Source organism: Vibrio sp. sp1 (assembly GCF_016920955.1).
Classification (GTDB): domain Bacteria; phylum Pseudomonadota; class Gammaproteobacteria; order Enterobacterales; family Vibrionaceae; genus Vibrio; species Vibrio alginolyticus.
This window is the reverse complement of the sequence record NZ_CP060589.1, coordinates 703,355-719,626: the sequence shown is the minus strand read 5'-3', so window position 1 is coordinate 719,626 and position 16,272 is coordinate 703,355. Positions and strand designations below refer to the sequence as shown.

Sequence of the window (16,272 nt, the reverse complement as noted above, 5' to 3'; positions counted from 1 at the left end):
TTTTTTTGTTTCTGGAGTGGTTAAATGACTGGTTTAGAAAGACAACTTACTGAAATGCTTGACGCGCCAGTAGCGGCATCAGGTTATGAGTTAGTTGGATTAGAATTCATTCGTGCAGGCGCGCACTCAACGTTACGTATCTACATTGACCATGAAAATGGTATTAACGTAGACGACTGTGCAGAAGTTAGCCACCAAGTTAGTGCAGTTTTAGACGTTGAAGATCCAATTTCTGTTGCTTACAGCCTAGAAGTGTCTTCTCCAGGTTTAGAAAGACCACTTTTTAAAGCAGCACATTACGAGCAATTTATTGGTCACGAGGTCAGCATCGTATTGAAAATGGCTGTAGCAAACCGTCGTAAGTGGAAAGGTATTATCCACGGTGTTGATGGCGAAACAGTGACAATTACTGTAGACGGTCAGCAAGAAGAGTTTGCTCTAAGTAACATTTCCAAAGCTAACCTGATCCCTAAATTTTAGTTCCCTAAAAAAGTTTAAGCTTAGAGGCTAAATACAATGAGTAAAGAAATTTTAGCGGTAGCAGAAGCGGTATCGAACGAAAAAGCGGTACCTCGTGAGCGTATCTTTGAGGCTCTTGAGATTGCTCTAGCAACTTCTACAAAGAAAAAATACGAAATCGAAATCGACGTACGTGTTGCCATTGACCGTAAAACCGGTGAGTTTGTAACTTACCGCCGTTGGTTAGTTGTTGATGACGTTGAGAACCCTACAAAAGAGATCTCACTAGAAGCAGCGCAATACGAAGATGACTCAATCGAGCTTGGCGACTACGTAGAAGACGAAATCGAATCAGTAACGTTTGACCGTATTACGACTCAAACTGCTAAGCAAGTTATCGTACAAAAAGTTCGTGAAGCTGAGCGCGCACAAATCGTTGAACAGTTCATCGACAATGAAGGTGATCTAATCACTGGTGTCGTGAAAAAAGTAAACCGTGACACAATCGTGCTTGATCTTGGTAATAACGCTGAAGCGGTAATCCTGCGTGATGACCAACTTCCTCGTGAAAACTTCCGTCCAGGCGACCGTGTACGTGGCCTTCTTTACAAAGTCGCGCCTGAAGCACGTGGTTTCCAATTGTTCATCACTCGTTCTAAGCCAGAAATGTTGGCAGAACTGTTCCGTGTTGAAGTGCCTGAAATCGCAGAAGATATTATCGAGTTGAAAGGCGCGGCACGTGATCCTGGTTCTCGCGCTAAGATCGCTGTCAAAACAAATGACAAACGTATCGACCCTGTAGGTGCGTGTGTTGGTATGCGTGGTGCACGTGTACAAGCTGTTTCTGGCGAACTTGGTGGGGAGCGTATCGATATTGTGCTTTGGGATGATAACCCAGCTCAATTCGTTATCAACGCAATGGCGCCAGCTGATGTTGCTTCTATCATCGTTGATGAGGATGCACACTCAATGGACATCGCAGTTGAAGCTGACAACCTAGCGCAAGCTATCGGTCGTAACGGTCAAAACGTGCGTCTAGCATCTCAACTAACAGGTTGGGAACTGAATGTTATGACAGTTGCTGATCTTCAGAAGAAACACGCTGAAGAATCACAAGCATCTATTGAAAACTTCATGAAGTACCTAGATATTGAAGAAGACTTCGCTCAACTTCTTGTTGAAGAAGGTTTCTCAACGCTAGAAGAAATCGCATACGTGCCAGTTAACGAGCTACTAGAAATCGATGGTTTGAATGAAGAACTAATCGAAGAGCTTCGTGGACGTGCAAAAGATGCACTAACGACGATCGCACTAGCACAAGAAGAGTCTTTTGAAGGTCTAGAACCAGCTGAGGACCTACTTGCACTTGAAGGTCTTGAGCGTGAGATGGCATTTAAATTGGCAGCGAAAGGTGTAGCGACACTGGAAGATCTTGCTGACCAAGGTATTGACGATTTAGAAGGTATCGAAGGCCTGACCGAAGAACGTGCAGGTGAGCTAATTATGGCCGCACGTAACATCTGTTGGTTCGGCGAAGAAGCATAATTTTCGGCAAGGAGGAAGCGGCATGACACAATTAACAGTTAAAGCACTGAGTGATGAGATTGGTACGCCAGTCGACCGCTTGATTGAACAACTTGCTGACGCTGGCATTAAAAAGGCGAGCTCTGACAATGTTACTGATGAAGAGAAGCAGAAGCTTCTCTCTCATTTAAAGAAAGAACACGGTGATAAATCAGGTGATTCAGAGCCGACTCGCCTTACGCTTCAGCGTAAAACTCGTAGTACACTTAGTGTGAACGCGGGTGGTGGTAAGAGTAAGAATGTTCAGGTTGAGGTGCGCAAAAAACGTACATACGTGAAGCGCAGCACAATTGAAGATGAAGCGAAACGTGAAGCTGAAGAAGCAGCACAACGTGAAGCAGAAGAAGCAGCAAAACGTGCAGCAGAAGAAGCTGCAAAACGTGAAGCTGAAGAAGCTGCGAAACGTGAAGCTGAAGAAGCTGCAAAACGTGAAGCGGAAGAAAAAGCGAAACGTGAAGCTGAAGAAAAAGCGAAGCGAGACGTAGATACGAATGCACAACGTAATGCTGAAGAAAAAGCAAAGCGTGATGCTGAAGAGAAAATTAAGCAAGAAGCAGCGCGAAAAGAGGCCGACGAGCTTAAACGTCGTCAGGAAGAAGAAGCTAAGCGTAAGGCTGAAGAGGAAAGTCAGCGCAAGCTTGAAGAAGCTCGCGAATTGGCTGAAAAGAATAAAGAGCGTTGGTCTGCTGCAGAAGAGAAAAAGGGTGATATGGAAGATACAGATTACCATGTAACGACTTCACAATACGCACGTGAAGCCGAAGATGAAGCAGATCGCAAAGTAGAAGGCGGTCGTCGTAAGAAGAAAAAAGCAGCTTCGGGTAAAGACGACCAAGCTCGCGGTGGCCGTAACAACCAACGTGGCGGTAGAGGTCGTAAGGGCAAACTTGCTAAGCCGACTTCAATGCAGCACGGGTTTGATAAGTCAGCAACGGTTGCTAAGCAAGACGTTGTAATTGGCGAAACGATCGTTCTATCAGAACTTGCTAACAAGATGTCGGTTAAAGCGACAGAAGTTATCAAAGTAATGATGAAGATGGGCGCTATGGCGACTATCAACCAAGTGATCGACCAAGAAACAGCACAACTTGTTGCTGAAGAAATGGGCCATAAAGTAGTTCTTCGTAAAGAGAACGAACTGGAAGAAGCGGTACTATCTGACCGTGACACTAACGCGGAAGCAGTTCCACGTGCTCCAGTTGTTACTATCATGGGTCACGTTGACCACGGTAAAACGTCAACACTTGACTACATCCGTCGCACACACGTTGCTTCTGGCGAAGCGGGTGGTATTACTCAGCACATTGGTGCGTACCACGTTGAAACAGACAACGGCATGATCACGTTCCTTGATACTCCTGGACACGCAGCGTTTACTGCAATGCGTGCTCGTGGTGCTCAAGCGACAGATATCGTTGTTCTTGTAGTTGCAGCAGACGATGGCGTAATGCCACAAACAGTAGAAGCGATTCAGCACGCGAAAGCGGCAGGCGTTCCTCTAATTGTTGCTGTGAACAAGATCGATAAAGAAGACGCGAACCCAGATAACGTTAAGAACGAGCTTGCTCAATACGACGTTATTCCTGAAGAGTGGGGCGGTGAGAACATGTTCGTTCACATCTCTGCTAAACAGGGTACAAACATCGATGGTCTTCTAGAAGCAATCCTTCTTCAGTCTGAAGTTCTTGAACTTACAGCTGTAGCTGAAGGCATGGCATCTGGTGTTGTTGTTGAATCTCGCCTAGATAAAGGTCGTGGTCCAGTTGCAACAGTACTTGTTCAATCAGGTACACTAAACAAAGGCGACATCGTTCTTTGTGGTCAAGAATACGGCCGTGTTCGTGCAATGCGTGATGAGCTAGGTAAAGAAATTACTTCGGCTGGCCCATCTATCCCTGTAGAGATCCTAGGTCTTTCAGGTGTACCATCTTCAGGTGATGAAGCAACAGTAGTTCGTGACGAGCGTAAAGCGCGTGAAGTAGCTAACTACCGTGCTGGTAAGTTCCGTGAAGTGAAACTTGCTCGTCAGCAGAAATCTAAACTAGAGAACATGTTCTCTAACATGACTGCTGGTGAAGTTGCTGAACTTAACGTTGTACTTAAAGCAGACGTTCAAGGTTCTGTAGAAGCAATCGCAGACTCACTAGTTAAGCTATCTACTGACGAAGTTAAAGTGAACATCGTTGGTTCTGGTGTTGGTGGTATTACGGAAACTGACGTAGTACTAGCGGAAGCTTCAAACGCAATCATCCTTGGCTTTAACGTTCGTGCAGATGCTTCTGCTCGTCGTGCTGTTGAAGCCGCAGCTGTTGACTTACGTTACTACTCAATCATTTACCAATTGATTGACGAAGTGAAACAAGCAATGGGCGGTATGCTTGCTCCAGAATTCAAGCAAGAGATCATTGGTCTTGCTGAAGTTCGTGACGTGTTTAAGTCACCGAAACTGGGCGCTATCGCTGGTTGTATGGTTACAGAAGGTGTGATCAAGCGTAACAACCCAATCCGTGTACTACGTGATAACGTTGTTATTTACGAAGGTGAACTAGAGTCACTGCGTCGTTTCAAAGATGACGTTCAAGAAGTTAAGAATGGCTACGAATGTGGTATCGGCGTTAAGAACTACAATGATGTTCGCGTTGGTGACCAAATCGAAGTCTTCGAAATCGTTGAAATTAAACGTACTCTAGACTAATTGACTAAAATTACTAATATTGTCTTTGAAAGATAAGTAGTAATTGGTTGTTGAATACACCATGGGGGGCTGGCTTTGACCAACCCCCCATTCTTTCTATATAAGAGTAAAGATATGTCAAAAGAATTTAGCCGCACGCAGCGCGTTGCACAGCAGCTGCAAAAAGAACTAGCGATGATCCTTCAACGTGAAGTTCGTGACTCTCGCCTTGGCATGGTGACGATCTCAGACGTAGAAGTCTCTCGTGACCTAGCTTACGCAAAAGTATTTGTGACCTTCCTATGTGTGGGTGAGCAAACACCTGAATCATGTCTAGCAGCGCTACGTGAGCACGAAGTGCACATTCGCATGATGTTAGGTAAGCGTATTCGTCTACGTTTAACGCCAGAAATCCGCTTCCACTATGACAATACGCTTGTTGAAGGTATGCGTATGTCTAACCTAGTGTCTGAAGTCGTTAGTTCAGACAAACAAAAGCAAAAAGATTCTGGTCGTGAGGACGAAGAATAATGGCTCGTCGTCGTAAAGGTCGTCCAATTAATGGCGTTATACTGTTGGACAAACCAACAGGTATCTCTTCCAATGATGCACTGCAAAAAGTAAAGCGAATCTACTTTGCCGAGAAAGCAGGCCACACTGGAGCCTTGGACCCATTAGCGACAGGCATGCTGCCAATTTGCTTGGGTGAAGCGACAAAATTTTCTCAGTTTCTTCTTGATTCTGATAAACGCTACCGCGTGATCGCAAAGCTGGGTGAACGTACCAATACGTCTGACTCGGATGGTGAAGTTGTAGAGACGCGTCCAGTCGATGTTACGTTAGACAAGCTAGAAGCGTGCATCGATCAGTTCCGTGGTGAATCTGATCAAGTGCCTTCCATGTTCTCTGCGTTGAAGTATCAAGGTAAACCCTTGTATGAATACGCTCGTAAAGGCATCGAAGTTCCGCGTGAATCTCGTAAGATCACGGTATATGAGATTGTTCTTCACCGTTTTGAAGGCGATGAAGTAGAGATGGAAGTGCACTGCTCTAAAGGTACCTATATTCGTACTATCGTTGATGATCTGGGCGAAATGTTAGGTTGTGGTGCGCACGTAACTATGCTTCGTCGTACTGGTGTGGCTAAATACCCTTACGAGAATATGGTAACACTTGAGCAACTAAATGAGTTGCTAGAGCAAGCTCACCGCGAGGAACGAGCGCCTCGAGAACTACTGGACCCGCTACTTTTGCCAATGGATACAGCGGTAGAAGACTTACCAGAAGTCAACTTGGTGCCTGAACTGGCGGATATGGTCCAACATGGGCAGCCCGTTCAAGTATTTGGTGCTCCGACAGAGGGCTCACTTCGCCTTACTATGGGTGAAGAACGCTTATTTATTGGCGTTGGCGAAATGAACGAAGATGGCAAAATCGCTCCTAAGCGATTGGTCGTGTTCCGAGATGACGTTGCATCCAAGTAAATGATTGAAAATACCGACCTGAGTGTCGGTATTTTTATATTGCACGAGATAGGAAATTTCCCTATAATCCTCGCTTCGCGTAGCGGCTGAATCAGAGATTGGCTGCTACAACTTTAAACCTACTCTTATTAGGAGAGAATTATGTCTCTGAATGCAGAAACTAAAGCAGCAATCGTTGCAGAATACGCACAAGGCGAAGGCGACACTGGTTCACCAGAAGTTCAAGTAGCTCTACTTACAGCTTCTATCAACCACCTACAAGGTCACTTCAAAGCGCACAAAGGCGATCACCACAGCCGTCGTGGTCTTCTACGCATGGTTTCTCGTCGTCGTAAGCTTCTAGATTACCTAAAAGGTAAAAACCTAGCTCGCTACCAAGACCTAATCAAACGTCTAGGCCTACGTCGCTAATCAGCGACTGCATAGCAGTTTGTCTAAAAAGGGGCTTTATGCCCCTTTTTTGTTGCCTAAATTTAGCCAAATTAGACTTATGCCGTTATAATACTGGCGGCTAAACCTTGTAAGAGGTTTTCTCAAAAGCTCATAGCATTACAGTCAACCACGTCGACCAAAAGGTCGCGACTATTCAAAAGGAATTTCCGAGTTTCTTTTTACTAGTCGCGATTCGTAATGCCTTGAGTGTCAATTAACACATCTAAGATTTCTTTAAGCACTAAAGGAAGATTAGAAACAAGGAATAACAATGTTCGAAAAACCAGTTGTTAAAACGTTCCAGTACGGTAACCACACAGTTACTTTAGAAACTGGCGTTATTGCACGTCAAGCTACAGCAGCAGTTATGGTCACAATGGATGATACGTCTGTATTCGTATCTGTTGTAGGTAAAAAAGAAGCCGTTGCAGGTCAAGACTTCTTCCCACTAACGGTTAACTACCAAGAGCGTACTTACGCTGCGGGTAAAATCCCAGGCGGCTTCTTCAAACGTGAAGGTCGTCCTTCTGAAGGCGAAACGCTAACAGCTCGTCTAATCGACCGTCCAATCCGTCCGCTATTCCCAGACGCGTTTAAAAACGAAGTTCAGGTTATCGCGACAGTAATGTCTGTAAACCCAGATGTTCAGCCAGATATCGTTACAATGATCGGTACTTCTGCTGCTCTTGCTATCTCTGGCATTCCATTCAACGGCCCTATCGGTGCGGCGCGTGTTGGTCATATCGATGGTCAGCTTGTACTTAACCCTAGCCAAACTGAACTAGAAACTTCTAAGCTTGACCTTGTTGTTGCAGGTACAGAGTCAGCAGTACTGATGGTTGAGTCAGAAGCGGACAACCTAACTGAAGAAGAAATGCTAGCGGCGGTTGTTTATGGTCATGACCAACAACAAGTTGCTATTCAAGCTATCAACGAATTCAAAGCAGAAGTTGCAACTCCTGCTTGGGATTGGGTTGCTCCTGAAGAGAACACAGCGCTTAAAAATAAGATTGCTGATCTAGCAGAAGCTAAACTTGTTGAAGCTTACCAAATTACTGAGAAAATGGCTCGTTACGACCGCATCCATGAGATCGCTGCGGAAGTAAATGAAGTTCTTCTTGCTGAAGATCCTGAAGCAGACACAAAAGAAATCCACACTATCTTCCATGATCTAGAGAAGACAGTAGTACGTAGCCGTATTATTGCAGGTAACCCTCGTATCGATGGCCGTGAAAAAGACATGGTTCGTGCACTAGATGTACGTACTGGTGTTCTTCCTCGTACTCACGGTAGCGCGCTATTCACTCGTGGTGAAACTCAGGCGATCGTTACTGCAACGCTAGGTACTCAGCGTGATGCTCAAATCATCGATGAGCTAACTGGTGAGCGTAAAGATCACTTCCTACTGCACTACAACTTCCCTCCATACTGTGTAGGTGAAACTGGTTTTGTAGGTTCTCCTAAGCGTCGTGAAATCGGCCACGGTAAACTGGCGAAGCGTGGTATTGCTGCAGTAATGCCTTCTGTTGATGAGTTCCCATACACAGTACGTGTTGTATCGGAAATCACTGAATCTAACGGTTCATCTTCAATGGCTTCAGTATGTGGTACTTCTCTTGCACTTATGGACGCAGGTGTGCCAATCAAAGCATCTGTTGCTGGTATCGCAATGGGTCTTGTTAAAGAAGGTGACGATTTCGTTGTACTTTCTGACATCCTTGGCGATGAAGACCACCTAGGTGACATGGACTTTAAAGTAGCAGGTACTAACACTGGTATCACTGCACTTCAAATGGACATCAAGATCGAAGGCATCACTAAAGAAATCATGCAAATTGCGCTTAACCAAGCTCAAGGCGCACGTAAGCACATCCTATCTGTAATGGATGAAGCAATCTCTGGTGCTCGTGAAGACATCTCTGAATTTGCTCCGCGTATTCACACGATGAAGATCAGCGCTGAGAAGATCAAAGACGTTATCGGTAAAGGTGGTGCAGTTATCCGTGCTCTAACTGAAGAGACTGGTACAACTATCGAAATCGAAGACGACGGTACTATCAAGATTGCGGCAACTGAAGGCACTGCTGCGAAAGAAGCTATCCGCCGTATCGAAGAGATCACTGCTGAAGTTGAAGTGGGCCGTATCTACACAGGTAAAGTTGCACGTCTAGCAGACTTCGGTGCATTCGTAACGGTTCTTCCAGGCAAAGATGGTCTTGTACACATTTCTCAAATCGCAGAAAAACGCGTAGAGAAAGTGTCTGACTACCTAGCTGAAGGTCAAGAAGTTCAAGTTAAAGTTCTTGAAATCGACCGCCAAGGCCGTGTACGTCTAAGCATGAAAGAAGCGGTAGAAAAGCCAGCTGAAGAAGCTGCTGCTGAAGCACCAGCTGCTAAAGACGAGTAAGACAAAATGAGACTTTCAGCCTTTTATTAGATTAAGGGCCTGAAAGCATGTTATAAAAGGGGAGCATTTTCGCTCCCCTTTTTTGGTTTGTTTCGATGTATTAACCTCAAACGAGGTTATCGCCTATATTGCATTAAGAGAAATAAATCTTGAGCGGTCCAAACAGGAGTATCAATTAGTGAAATGGTTTCAAACCGCAATTTTATGTGTTGCTATCGCGCTGACCGGTTGTGCAAATACTTCTCAACAATCAGCACAAAAGTGGTTATATCCACCGATGGCGGTGCCACTTCAGCCTAGTGTTCAACAAGAAGTACAAATCGCGCGTCTCTCGCAGTTGCTACAACGTCCCGACCTTAGTGATGAAGTGCGCGCTAAAATGCATTATGAGCGCGGTAGCTACTACGACAGCGTTGGTTTACGTGATCTTGCCCGTTTGGACTTTAACCAGTCTTTGCAGTTGAATCCTGCTCAGCCGGACATCTTCAATCTTTTGGGAGTATACTTTACCCAAGTAGGAGAGTTTGATGCGGCATATGAAGCGTTTGACTCGACCATAGAGTTGGCTCCTGATAATACCTATGCTGAGCGCAACCGTGCGATTGCACTGTATTATGGTGGCAGAATCGATCTCGCTTTAGAAGATATGACCAAGCATTATCAAGAAATGCCAACGGATCCTTTTCGTTCATTATGGCTGTACATCATCGAAGCTGAGCAAAATCCAGAGCAAGCAAAAGCCAATCTTCAACAGCGTTATTTACGAGATCGTAGTGAAGAGTGGGGATGGGTTCTTGTTGCCATCATGCTACGAGACGTCTCGGACGAAGACGCGCTTAAAGCAATTATGGATGGAACGAGAGAGAACTATCGCCTAGCTGAACGATTGACGGAAACGTATTTCTACCTTGGAAAGCGTAATCAGCTTGAAGGTGATATCGCAAGTGCCATCTCACTTTATAAGCTCGCGATTTCGTTCAACGTTTACGATTATGTTGAGCATCGCTATTCTTTCTTGGAGTTGGCGCAAATTTACGATCAATTACAGCAAGATAGATTGGCCAAGTTAAAGGCTGCCAAGAAGCTGGAAATTGAATGATTTAGAGCCGCTCGATGAGAGCGGCTTTTTTTATGATTGAACTTGATGAGTGACTCATTTAAAATAGTTAGTCTTGCTAACTAAGTGGTGGTGGCTTTTATGGCATTAGAAGAAAGCTTGATTGATTTAGAGCGTTTTTGCGCCAAAGCTTGGCGTGTCTATGCCAAAGAAGATCCATTATCACATCTAAGCTTTAATGAGTTCGATTATTTACGTGTGATTCAGGTTTACCCTGAGGGTGTGCGAATAACCGATCTTGCAGAAGAGCTGCAAGTGACTAAGCCTTCCGCATCGACAATGGTTGTGCGTTTGGAAAAAAAGGGTTTGGTGAAACGCATCGCATGTAATGAGGATGCTCGTGCTAAGCGTGTGTTGCTTACGGAAGAAGTCGCAGAAAAAATGTCTTTGGAGCAGGTAGTGTACAAAGATATCTCTGACCAAATGATGCAACAATTAAATCAGCAAGAAGCTGAACAGTTACAAGCTTTATTGAATAAAGCATTGAGTAATAAGTCATTTTAAACTAAAGCAAAGGCCTCAGCTGTATGGTTTAGTTTTTGTTGTTTCATCTTTCTTTTATTTAATTTAACCATTTAGTTAGTCTTGCTAATTAAATGGTTAGCTTTGCTAACTACTGGTGACAGTCATGCAAAACTCAATTTATAGACAGTTTTGGAAATATACGATTCCAACCGTCGCAGCAATGCTCGTAAACGGTTTGTATCAAATAGTTGATGGCATTTTTATTGGCCGTTATGTTGGCGCTGACGGATTAGCTGGGATCAATGTTGCGTGGCCTATTATCGGTTCGATCCTCGGTATAGGAATAATGATTGGGGTGGGGACTGGCGCGCTGACTTCGATCAAGCAAGGAGAGAACGATCATGAAGGCGCTAAGCGAATCCTAACGACCGGATTGACGTTGTTAGCGGCATTGATGCCGGTCGTTGCTACAATATTGTTCTTGTTTTCGGATGAATTTATTCGCTGGCAAGGTGCGGAAGGGCGAGTGTTTGAACTTGCGCTGCAATATTTGCATATTCTGATTGTCGCGTGCGTATTCACGTTGGGTTCTATCGCAGTTCCGTTTCTGTTACGCAATGACGACAGCCCGAACTTAGCAACGATTTTGATGGTCATCGGTGCCGTTATTAACATCGTATTAGACTACGTATTTATTGCTTGGTTGGAGTGGGAGTTAACCGGAGCCGCTATTGCCACTGCACTTGCACAATTAGTGGTCACTGTGCTCGGTATTGGTTACTTCTTTACTTCAAAAGCAACATTACGCCTTCGTATCCGCGACTTCAAAGTTCAGGTTGATGCTGCACCAAAGATTATCATGATAGGTACATCAAGTTTCTTTATGTACGCCTACGGCTCTGTGATGGTGGCACTGCACAACGCGTTATTTGCTCAATACGGAAGTGCAATGTTGATCGGAGCGTACGCCATTTTGGGGTACATCGTGACGGTTTACTATCTGATAGCCGAAGGAATTGCGAATGGTATGCAGCCTTTAGTGAGCTTCAACCACGGTGCACGTAATCAGGAGAACATCAGAAAGTTATTAAAGGTCGCGATGGGGACATCTGTGCTTGGTGGGGTGGCGTTCGTTGTTTTGATGAACCTTTTCCCGTACGAACTGGTTGCGGTGTTTAATAATGCTGACCAACAGTTGATTGATAGCACTGTGATCGGGATTCGTTTACACATGTTTGCGTTGTTCTTAGATGGTTTTTTAGTTGTGGCGGCCGCGTACTATCAATCAGTAAACAAAGGCAGCAAAGCTATGTTTGTAACACTAGGCAACATGCTGGTCCAGTTGCCATTCTTATTCATTATGCCGAAACTTTTCGGCGTGACAGGCATTTGGTTAGCTTTCCCATTATCTAACATTGCATTGAGTTTGGTCGTGATCAGTATGTTGTGGCGAGATGTGAAAAAGCTGCTTAATGAAACTTCGGCTGAGCCAACAGTGCAAGCCTGTTAACAATGGCTGATAGAGAAAAGCGAGGTTGGGCCTCGCTTTTCTTTTTTGGGGAGCTAAATGTTTTTTACTTCTAAGCCAGCTAGCTGATGCCAATAGCCATTGCATTGGCGGCTTTCAAGTTTTTCAGGGTTGTCGCCGTGCTCGTTTGAGCGAAAATGCTCTAACTCAGAAAGTGTACTCACACCGAGAGGGCTTAATCGGACCACATCAACTAGGCCTTGCATACTTGGTAAGTCATTGATCAGGTTATAACAATACCCTGATTGCGTTTGAATGCCGTTAAGGTTAAAGACTTCTTGTCCTTCTTGGCTGCTGACCTGGATACCCGTAGGGTATTTGATACAGCAGGTTTCGCAATCGTCTTTCGCTAGGTTTTCAGCTCGGGCTGTGAAACAGCGAGCGGAATATGCTAAAGGCAAATAACCGTGGCTAAATACCTCAACTTCAAACTTGTTACGAATACCAAGCTCGTCACACTGAACCAAAGTATCGTTTAACCATTCGCGAGAGAGCTCGACAGGCATGCACCAACGCATCATACCTTGCTTCAAAAATAAGTTGAGCGTGTGTGCGTTATAAGTATTGATTGCAGGGCCAACGACGAAAGGCACTTTATGCTCTGATGCCAATTGAACAGCAGATACGTCATTTGCTTCAATCGCGAAGTCACCGTTGTCGATGTACTTCTTCATTATGTTTACTTCACTCGGAGCTTCTAGTAGTGCCATTGTTGATAGCACCACTTGCTTGCCAGATGCAGACAGCTCTTTTGCTATTTCAAGCCAATGCGAAGGCTTCATTTCTCGACGTTTTGAGCATACGGTTTCCCCAAGATAGATGATGTCCGCGGAGCTTGATTTCGCTTGTTCATAAAACGCTTCGATGTCTTGTTTTGGCCAGAAGTACAACAGCGGGCCAAGCGCGTATTTCATTGAATTATCCATCTTAACCTCTACTGCCATTTGCGGTGATAAGCACCAAGTGTGGTCTGCGTACCTTCAGACACGTTTGCCAATGCGGCATCCCAAGCCGCTTCGACTTGATAAGCTTCTGGGTTTGCTTGGTAACGGTCAATCGCGGCTCGCCATGTTCGAGTGACTTGTTCTACGTAAGCTGGGCTACGTTGGCGACCTTCAATTTTTACAGACGCCACATTTGCAGCAAATAGTTCTGGCAGCATAGAGAGGGTGTTCAAACTGGTTGGTTCTTCCAGTGCGTGGTAGCGTTTTTTCTCGCCTTCGATTTCTGCTTCGAAACGGCCTTTACACAAGGTAGGGTAGCCCGCATTTTCACCGGTGCTGTAGCGATCGATCAAAATGTCGTTAAGGCGGGATTCCAGACCATTTTCTGTTTCTTGCCAGCGAACGTACTTAGCTGGAGAGCATGCTCCCACAGTGTTTGGAGACTCGCCTGTCATGTATGACGATAGGTAGCAGCGACCTTCAGACATGATGCAAAGGCTACCAAAAGCAAAGACTTCTAACTCGACATCGCTAGTGATGTTGCGTGAGAGCTGTTTGACCTGATGAATCGATAAAACGCGGGGTAGCACTACCCGTTTTACGTTGAAGTTTTGTTTGTAAAAATCAATGGCTGCGACGTTGGTCGCTGATGCTTGCACTGAAAGGTGTAGTTCCAGATCGGGATATTTGCGAGCCGCGTACTCCAGCACTGCAATGTCTGCAACAATCAGCGCGTCTACACCCAGTGCCGCTGCATTGTCTACTGCGTTCGTCCAGCGCTCGAAGCCATTGGGATGAGCGAAGGTATTCAACGCGACATGAATTTTTTTATTGCGGTCATGAACGTATTGCACCGCTTTTTCTAACTTTTTGCCGTTAAAGTTGAGGCCAGCAAAGTGACGGGCGTTGGTATCATCTTTGAAACCAATGTAGACGGCATCGGCACCGCAATCAATCGCAGTTTTTAACGCAGGCAGGTTACCCGCGGGACACAAGAGTTCCATATGCTCACAATCATTGAGAATAAAAAGGTGTCCGCATTTTATGAAGAATTATGAATAGCGAAATTGACCTAAGTTAGGTTTAGCTCAATAAAGTCGATATTTACCCCTTGCGAGTAAGGGTATCGGGTCGGGGTTAGTTCTTGTGACGACGATTCTGTACAAACAGCTCTTCAATTTCGTGTTTTGGCTGTGGGCGATAAAAATGGAATCCTTGAATCGCATTACATTGAAGGTTAGAGAGCAAAGTAGCTTGCTGGTGGGTTTCCACCCCCTCGGCAACGACAGTTAAGTCGAGCGACTTACCCAGATTAATGATGTTTTCAATCACAGTGACTTGTTTCGGTAGTGTGTCTATATCATTAATAAAAGCGCGGTCGATTTTTAGCTCGTCAATAGGGAAACGCGCTAAGTAGGAAAGAGAAGAGTAGCCGGTACCAAAGTCATCGATAGAGAGAGCGAAGCCAAGCTTTTTAATCGCATTCAACATTTGCAGTGTATGTTCGCTATCACTCATCACGGCACTTTCGGTTAGCTCGAAGGTAATGCAGCTTGGATCAAGCTCGGTAGTGCGAAGCAACTTTTCCATAAAGTCGATCAGCTGTGGGTTGCCAAATTGCTCGGGAGAGAGGTTGATGGCGACACGGCCTGGCAGTATGCCCTGTTGTTTCCAACGTTTTACCGTATTGAAAACATCACGCATCACGACACGTCCAAGGTGTTCGATTAACCCAGCGCGCTCGGCGACAGGAATGAATGAGCCAGGACTAATGTACCCTTCGACTGGATGCTTCCAACGAACGAGCGCTTCTGCGCCGTTGATACTGAAGTCTCGCGCGTTAACCTTAGGTTGATACCACACTTCCAAACCGTTCTGCTGCAATGCTTTTTGCAGTTCGATTTCAAGCCACAAACGCATACGCGCTTCTTTGTTCATTTGATCGTTAAATTTGATCAGACGATTTCTACCACGATCTTTGGCTTCATACATCGCAGTATCGGCATTTTGTAGTAGGATTCGCGCATCTTGTCCGTCTTCAGGGTATCGAACGCTACCAATTGAACAGGCAAGGCGTTTACTGAAGTGGTGCAAGTCGAAAGGTTGGTTGATCAACGAGATAATGCGATCGGACAAAATTTCAGCCATGCGGGTGTTTTCTGGCTCCGGCAGAATGACGCCAAACTCATCGCCACCCAAATGACCAATAATCGCTTGGTTTGGTAGTAACCGTTTAAGACGGGCCGATACCTCTTGAATCACTTTATCGCCAATATGGTGACCAAGTGAGTCATTAATGTTTTTGAAGTTATCGATATCCAAATAGAACACCAGAAGCGGTGTTTGCTTTTTGATCAGCTGTTCCAAACGTTTGGTGAAGCCAAAGCGGTTGTAGAGTTTGGTGAGCGAGTCAATGTGTATGTCTTCATTCGATGCAGAAGACAGGTTTTTGGGCGCATCATCAGCATCTTGGATTAGGATAATTTGAGATTCGCTACCTAATATCGCCGTGGAATCCGCGTGTAGCTGAACTTTCCGTTCAAAGCCGCATCTTGCACTGGTTAAGCAGACAAAAGGTTTGTCAGAAATTAATGTACTCAATCGATGACTAAATACCTTTTTACTGTTTTCATCGATGAATAAACGACTTAGCTCTTCGCCCAACAATTCATGAGGAGAGTTAAGTCCGAGAAGGCGCGCTGATGCGGGGTTCGCAGAGATGACAATATCATCTTCGATAAGCAGTAAGCCGTCTGGTAGCAGTTGTGTTAACTTCGCAAACTTACTTTCGGACTCTTCTAAGGAGCGAACGAGTATCTGCTTTTCTGAAGTATCGACAGCGTGAAAAACAACAAAGCGAATGTCGTTACCTTCAAAAACTGGCGAAAGACTAAAGTGAAGACTGGTTTCAAGGTCGGTTTCATCGAGCGTGATTTCGGCTTCGACATGTGCCCCTTTGAACGCGCGCTGATAGTATGGTGCAAGCTTCTTATAAAACTGTTCACCCAGCACTTGGCAATCGTTTAAGCCGACGATTTCCTCATGACTTAAACCTGCGATATCGCAGTAACGGTCACTTACCATTCGATAATTGTGTTTTTTATCAAGAATGGCAAAGAAGAAAGGGCTATTTGAGGTTAGCGTGGCAAACCAATGTTTTAATTGCTGGGAAGGCATT

13 protein-coding genes are annotated in these 16,272 nt (G+C 45.1%); 10 read left to right on the top strand and 3 right to left on the bottom strand.

Translation table 11 applies throughout. The features are described from left to right. Positions 1-24: 24 nt before the first annotated feature. The 10 genes from rimP (at position 25) to H9L11_RS03315 (ending at position 12,132) form a co-directional block, all read left to right on the top strand. Positions 25-480, top strand: coding sequence for a ribosome maturation factor RimP (gene rimP / locus H9L11_RS03360; protein ID WP_005386424.1), 456 nt, complete (start codon positions 25-27; stop codon positions 478-480). Between the two features lie 36 nt (positions 481-516). Continuing rightward, complete coding sequence (gene nusA / locus H9L11_RS03355; RefSeq protein ID WP_005380084.1) at positions 517-2,004, top strand: transcription termination factor NusA; 1,488 nt, start codon at positions 517-519, stop codon at positions 2,002-2,004. 22 nt (positions 2,005-2,026) lie between these two features. Then, positions 2,027-4,738: a translation initiation factor IF-2 gene (infB, locus tag H9L11_RS03350; RefSeq protein WP_005380086.1), complete on the top strand. Its 2,712-nt coding sequence runs from the start codon at positions 2,027-2,029 to the stop codon at positions 4,736-4,738. Positions 4,739-4,852: 114 nt separating this feature from the next. Then, positions 4,853-5,248: a 30S ribosome-binding factor RbfA gene (rbfA, locus tag H9L11_RS03345; protein WP_005380087.1), complete on the top strand. Its 396-nt coding sequence runs from the start codon at positions 4,853-4,855 to the stop codon at positions 5,246-5,248. Then, positions 5,248-6,201 carry a tRNA pseudouridine(55) synthase TruB gene (gene truB / locus H9L11_RS03340; protein WP_017820421.1) on the top strand — a complete coding sequence of 318 codons (954 nt, stop codon included), beginning with the start codon at positions 5,248-5,250 and terminating at the stop codon, positions 6,199-6,201. Before rbfA ends, truB begins: the two co-directional genes overlap by 1 nt. Positions 6,202-6,342: 141 nt before the next feature. Continuing rightward, entirely contained in the window at positions 6,343-6,612 is a 270-nt protein-coding gene (gene rpsO, locus H9L11_RS03335; RefSeq protein WP_005380094.1) for a 30S ribosomal protein S15, read from the top strand. Positions 6,613-6,904: 292 nt separating this feature from the next. Then, positions 6,905-9,040 carry a polyribonucleotide nucleotidyltransferase gene (gene pnp, locus H9L11_RS03330; protein ID WP_005380098.1) on the top strand — a complete coding sequence of 712 codons (2,136 nt, stop codon included), beginning with the start codon at positions 6,905-6,907 and terminating at the stop codon, positions 9,038-9,040. A 178-nt stretch (positions 9,041-9,218) separates the two neighbouring features. Continuing rightward, positions 9,219-10,139, top strand: coding sequence for a lipoprotein NlpI (gene nlpI / locus H9L11_RS03325; protein ID WP_005380101.1), 921 nt, complete (start codon positions 9,219-9,221; stop codon positions 10,137-10,139). A gap of 99 nt (positions 10,140-10,238) precedes the next feature. Next, a complete protein-coding gene (locus tag H9L11_RS03320; protein ID WP_005380103.1) occupies positions 10,239-10,661 on the top strand; it encodes a MarR family transcriptional regulator in 423 nt (140 codons plus the stop codon). A 124-nt stretch (positions 10,662-10,785) separates the two neighbouring features. Then, on the top strand, positions 10,786-12,132 hold the full coding sequence (locus tag H9L11_RS03315; protein ID WP_064376537.1) for an MATE family efflux transporter: 1,347 nt from the start codon (positions 10,786-10,788) through the stop codon (positions 12,130-12,132). Positions 12,133-12,185: 53 nt separating this feature from the next. Here H9L11_RS03315 and H9L11_RS03310 read toward each other — a convergent pair whose 3' ends face one another. The 3 genes from H9L11_RS03310 to H9L11_RS03300 all read right to left on the bottom strand — a co-directional run bounded on the left by H9L11_RS03310 (position 12,186) and on the right by H9L11_RS03300 (position 16,271). Further along, on the bottom strand, positions 12,186-13,064 hold the full coding sequence (locus H9L11_RS03310; protein ID WP_005380107.1) for a U32 family peptidase: 879 nt from the start codon (positions 13,062-13,064) through the stop codon (positions 12,186-12,188). A 20-nt stretch (positions 13,065-13,084) separates the two neighbouring features. After that, entirely contained in the window at positions 13,085-14,098 is a 1,014-nt protein-coding gene (locus H9L11_RS03305) for a peptidase U32 family protein (protein ID WP_005380110.1), read from the bottom strand. Between the two features lie 133 nt (positions 14,099-14,231). Continuing rightward, complete coding sequence (locus H9L11_RS03300) at positions 14,232-16,271, bottom strand: bifunctional diguanylate cyclase/phosphodiesterase (RefSeq protein ID WP_005380112.1); 2,040 nt, start codon at positions 16,269-16,271, stop codon at positions 14,232-14,234. Position 16,272 lies beyond the last annotated feature (1 nt).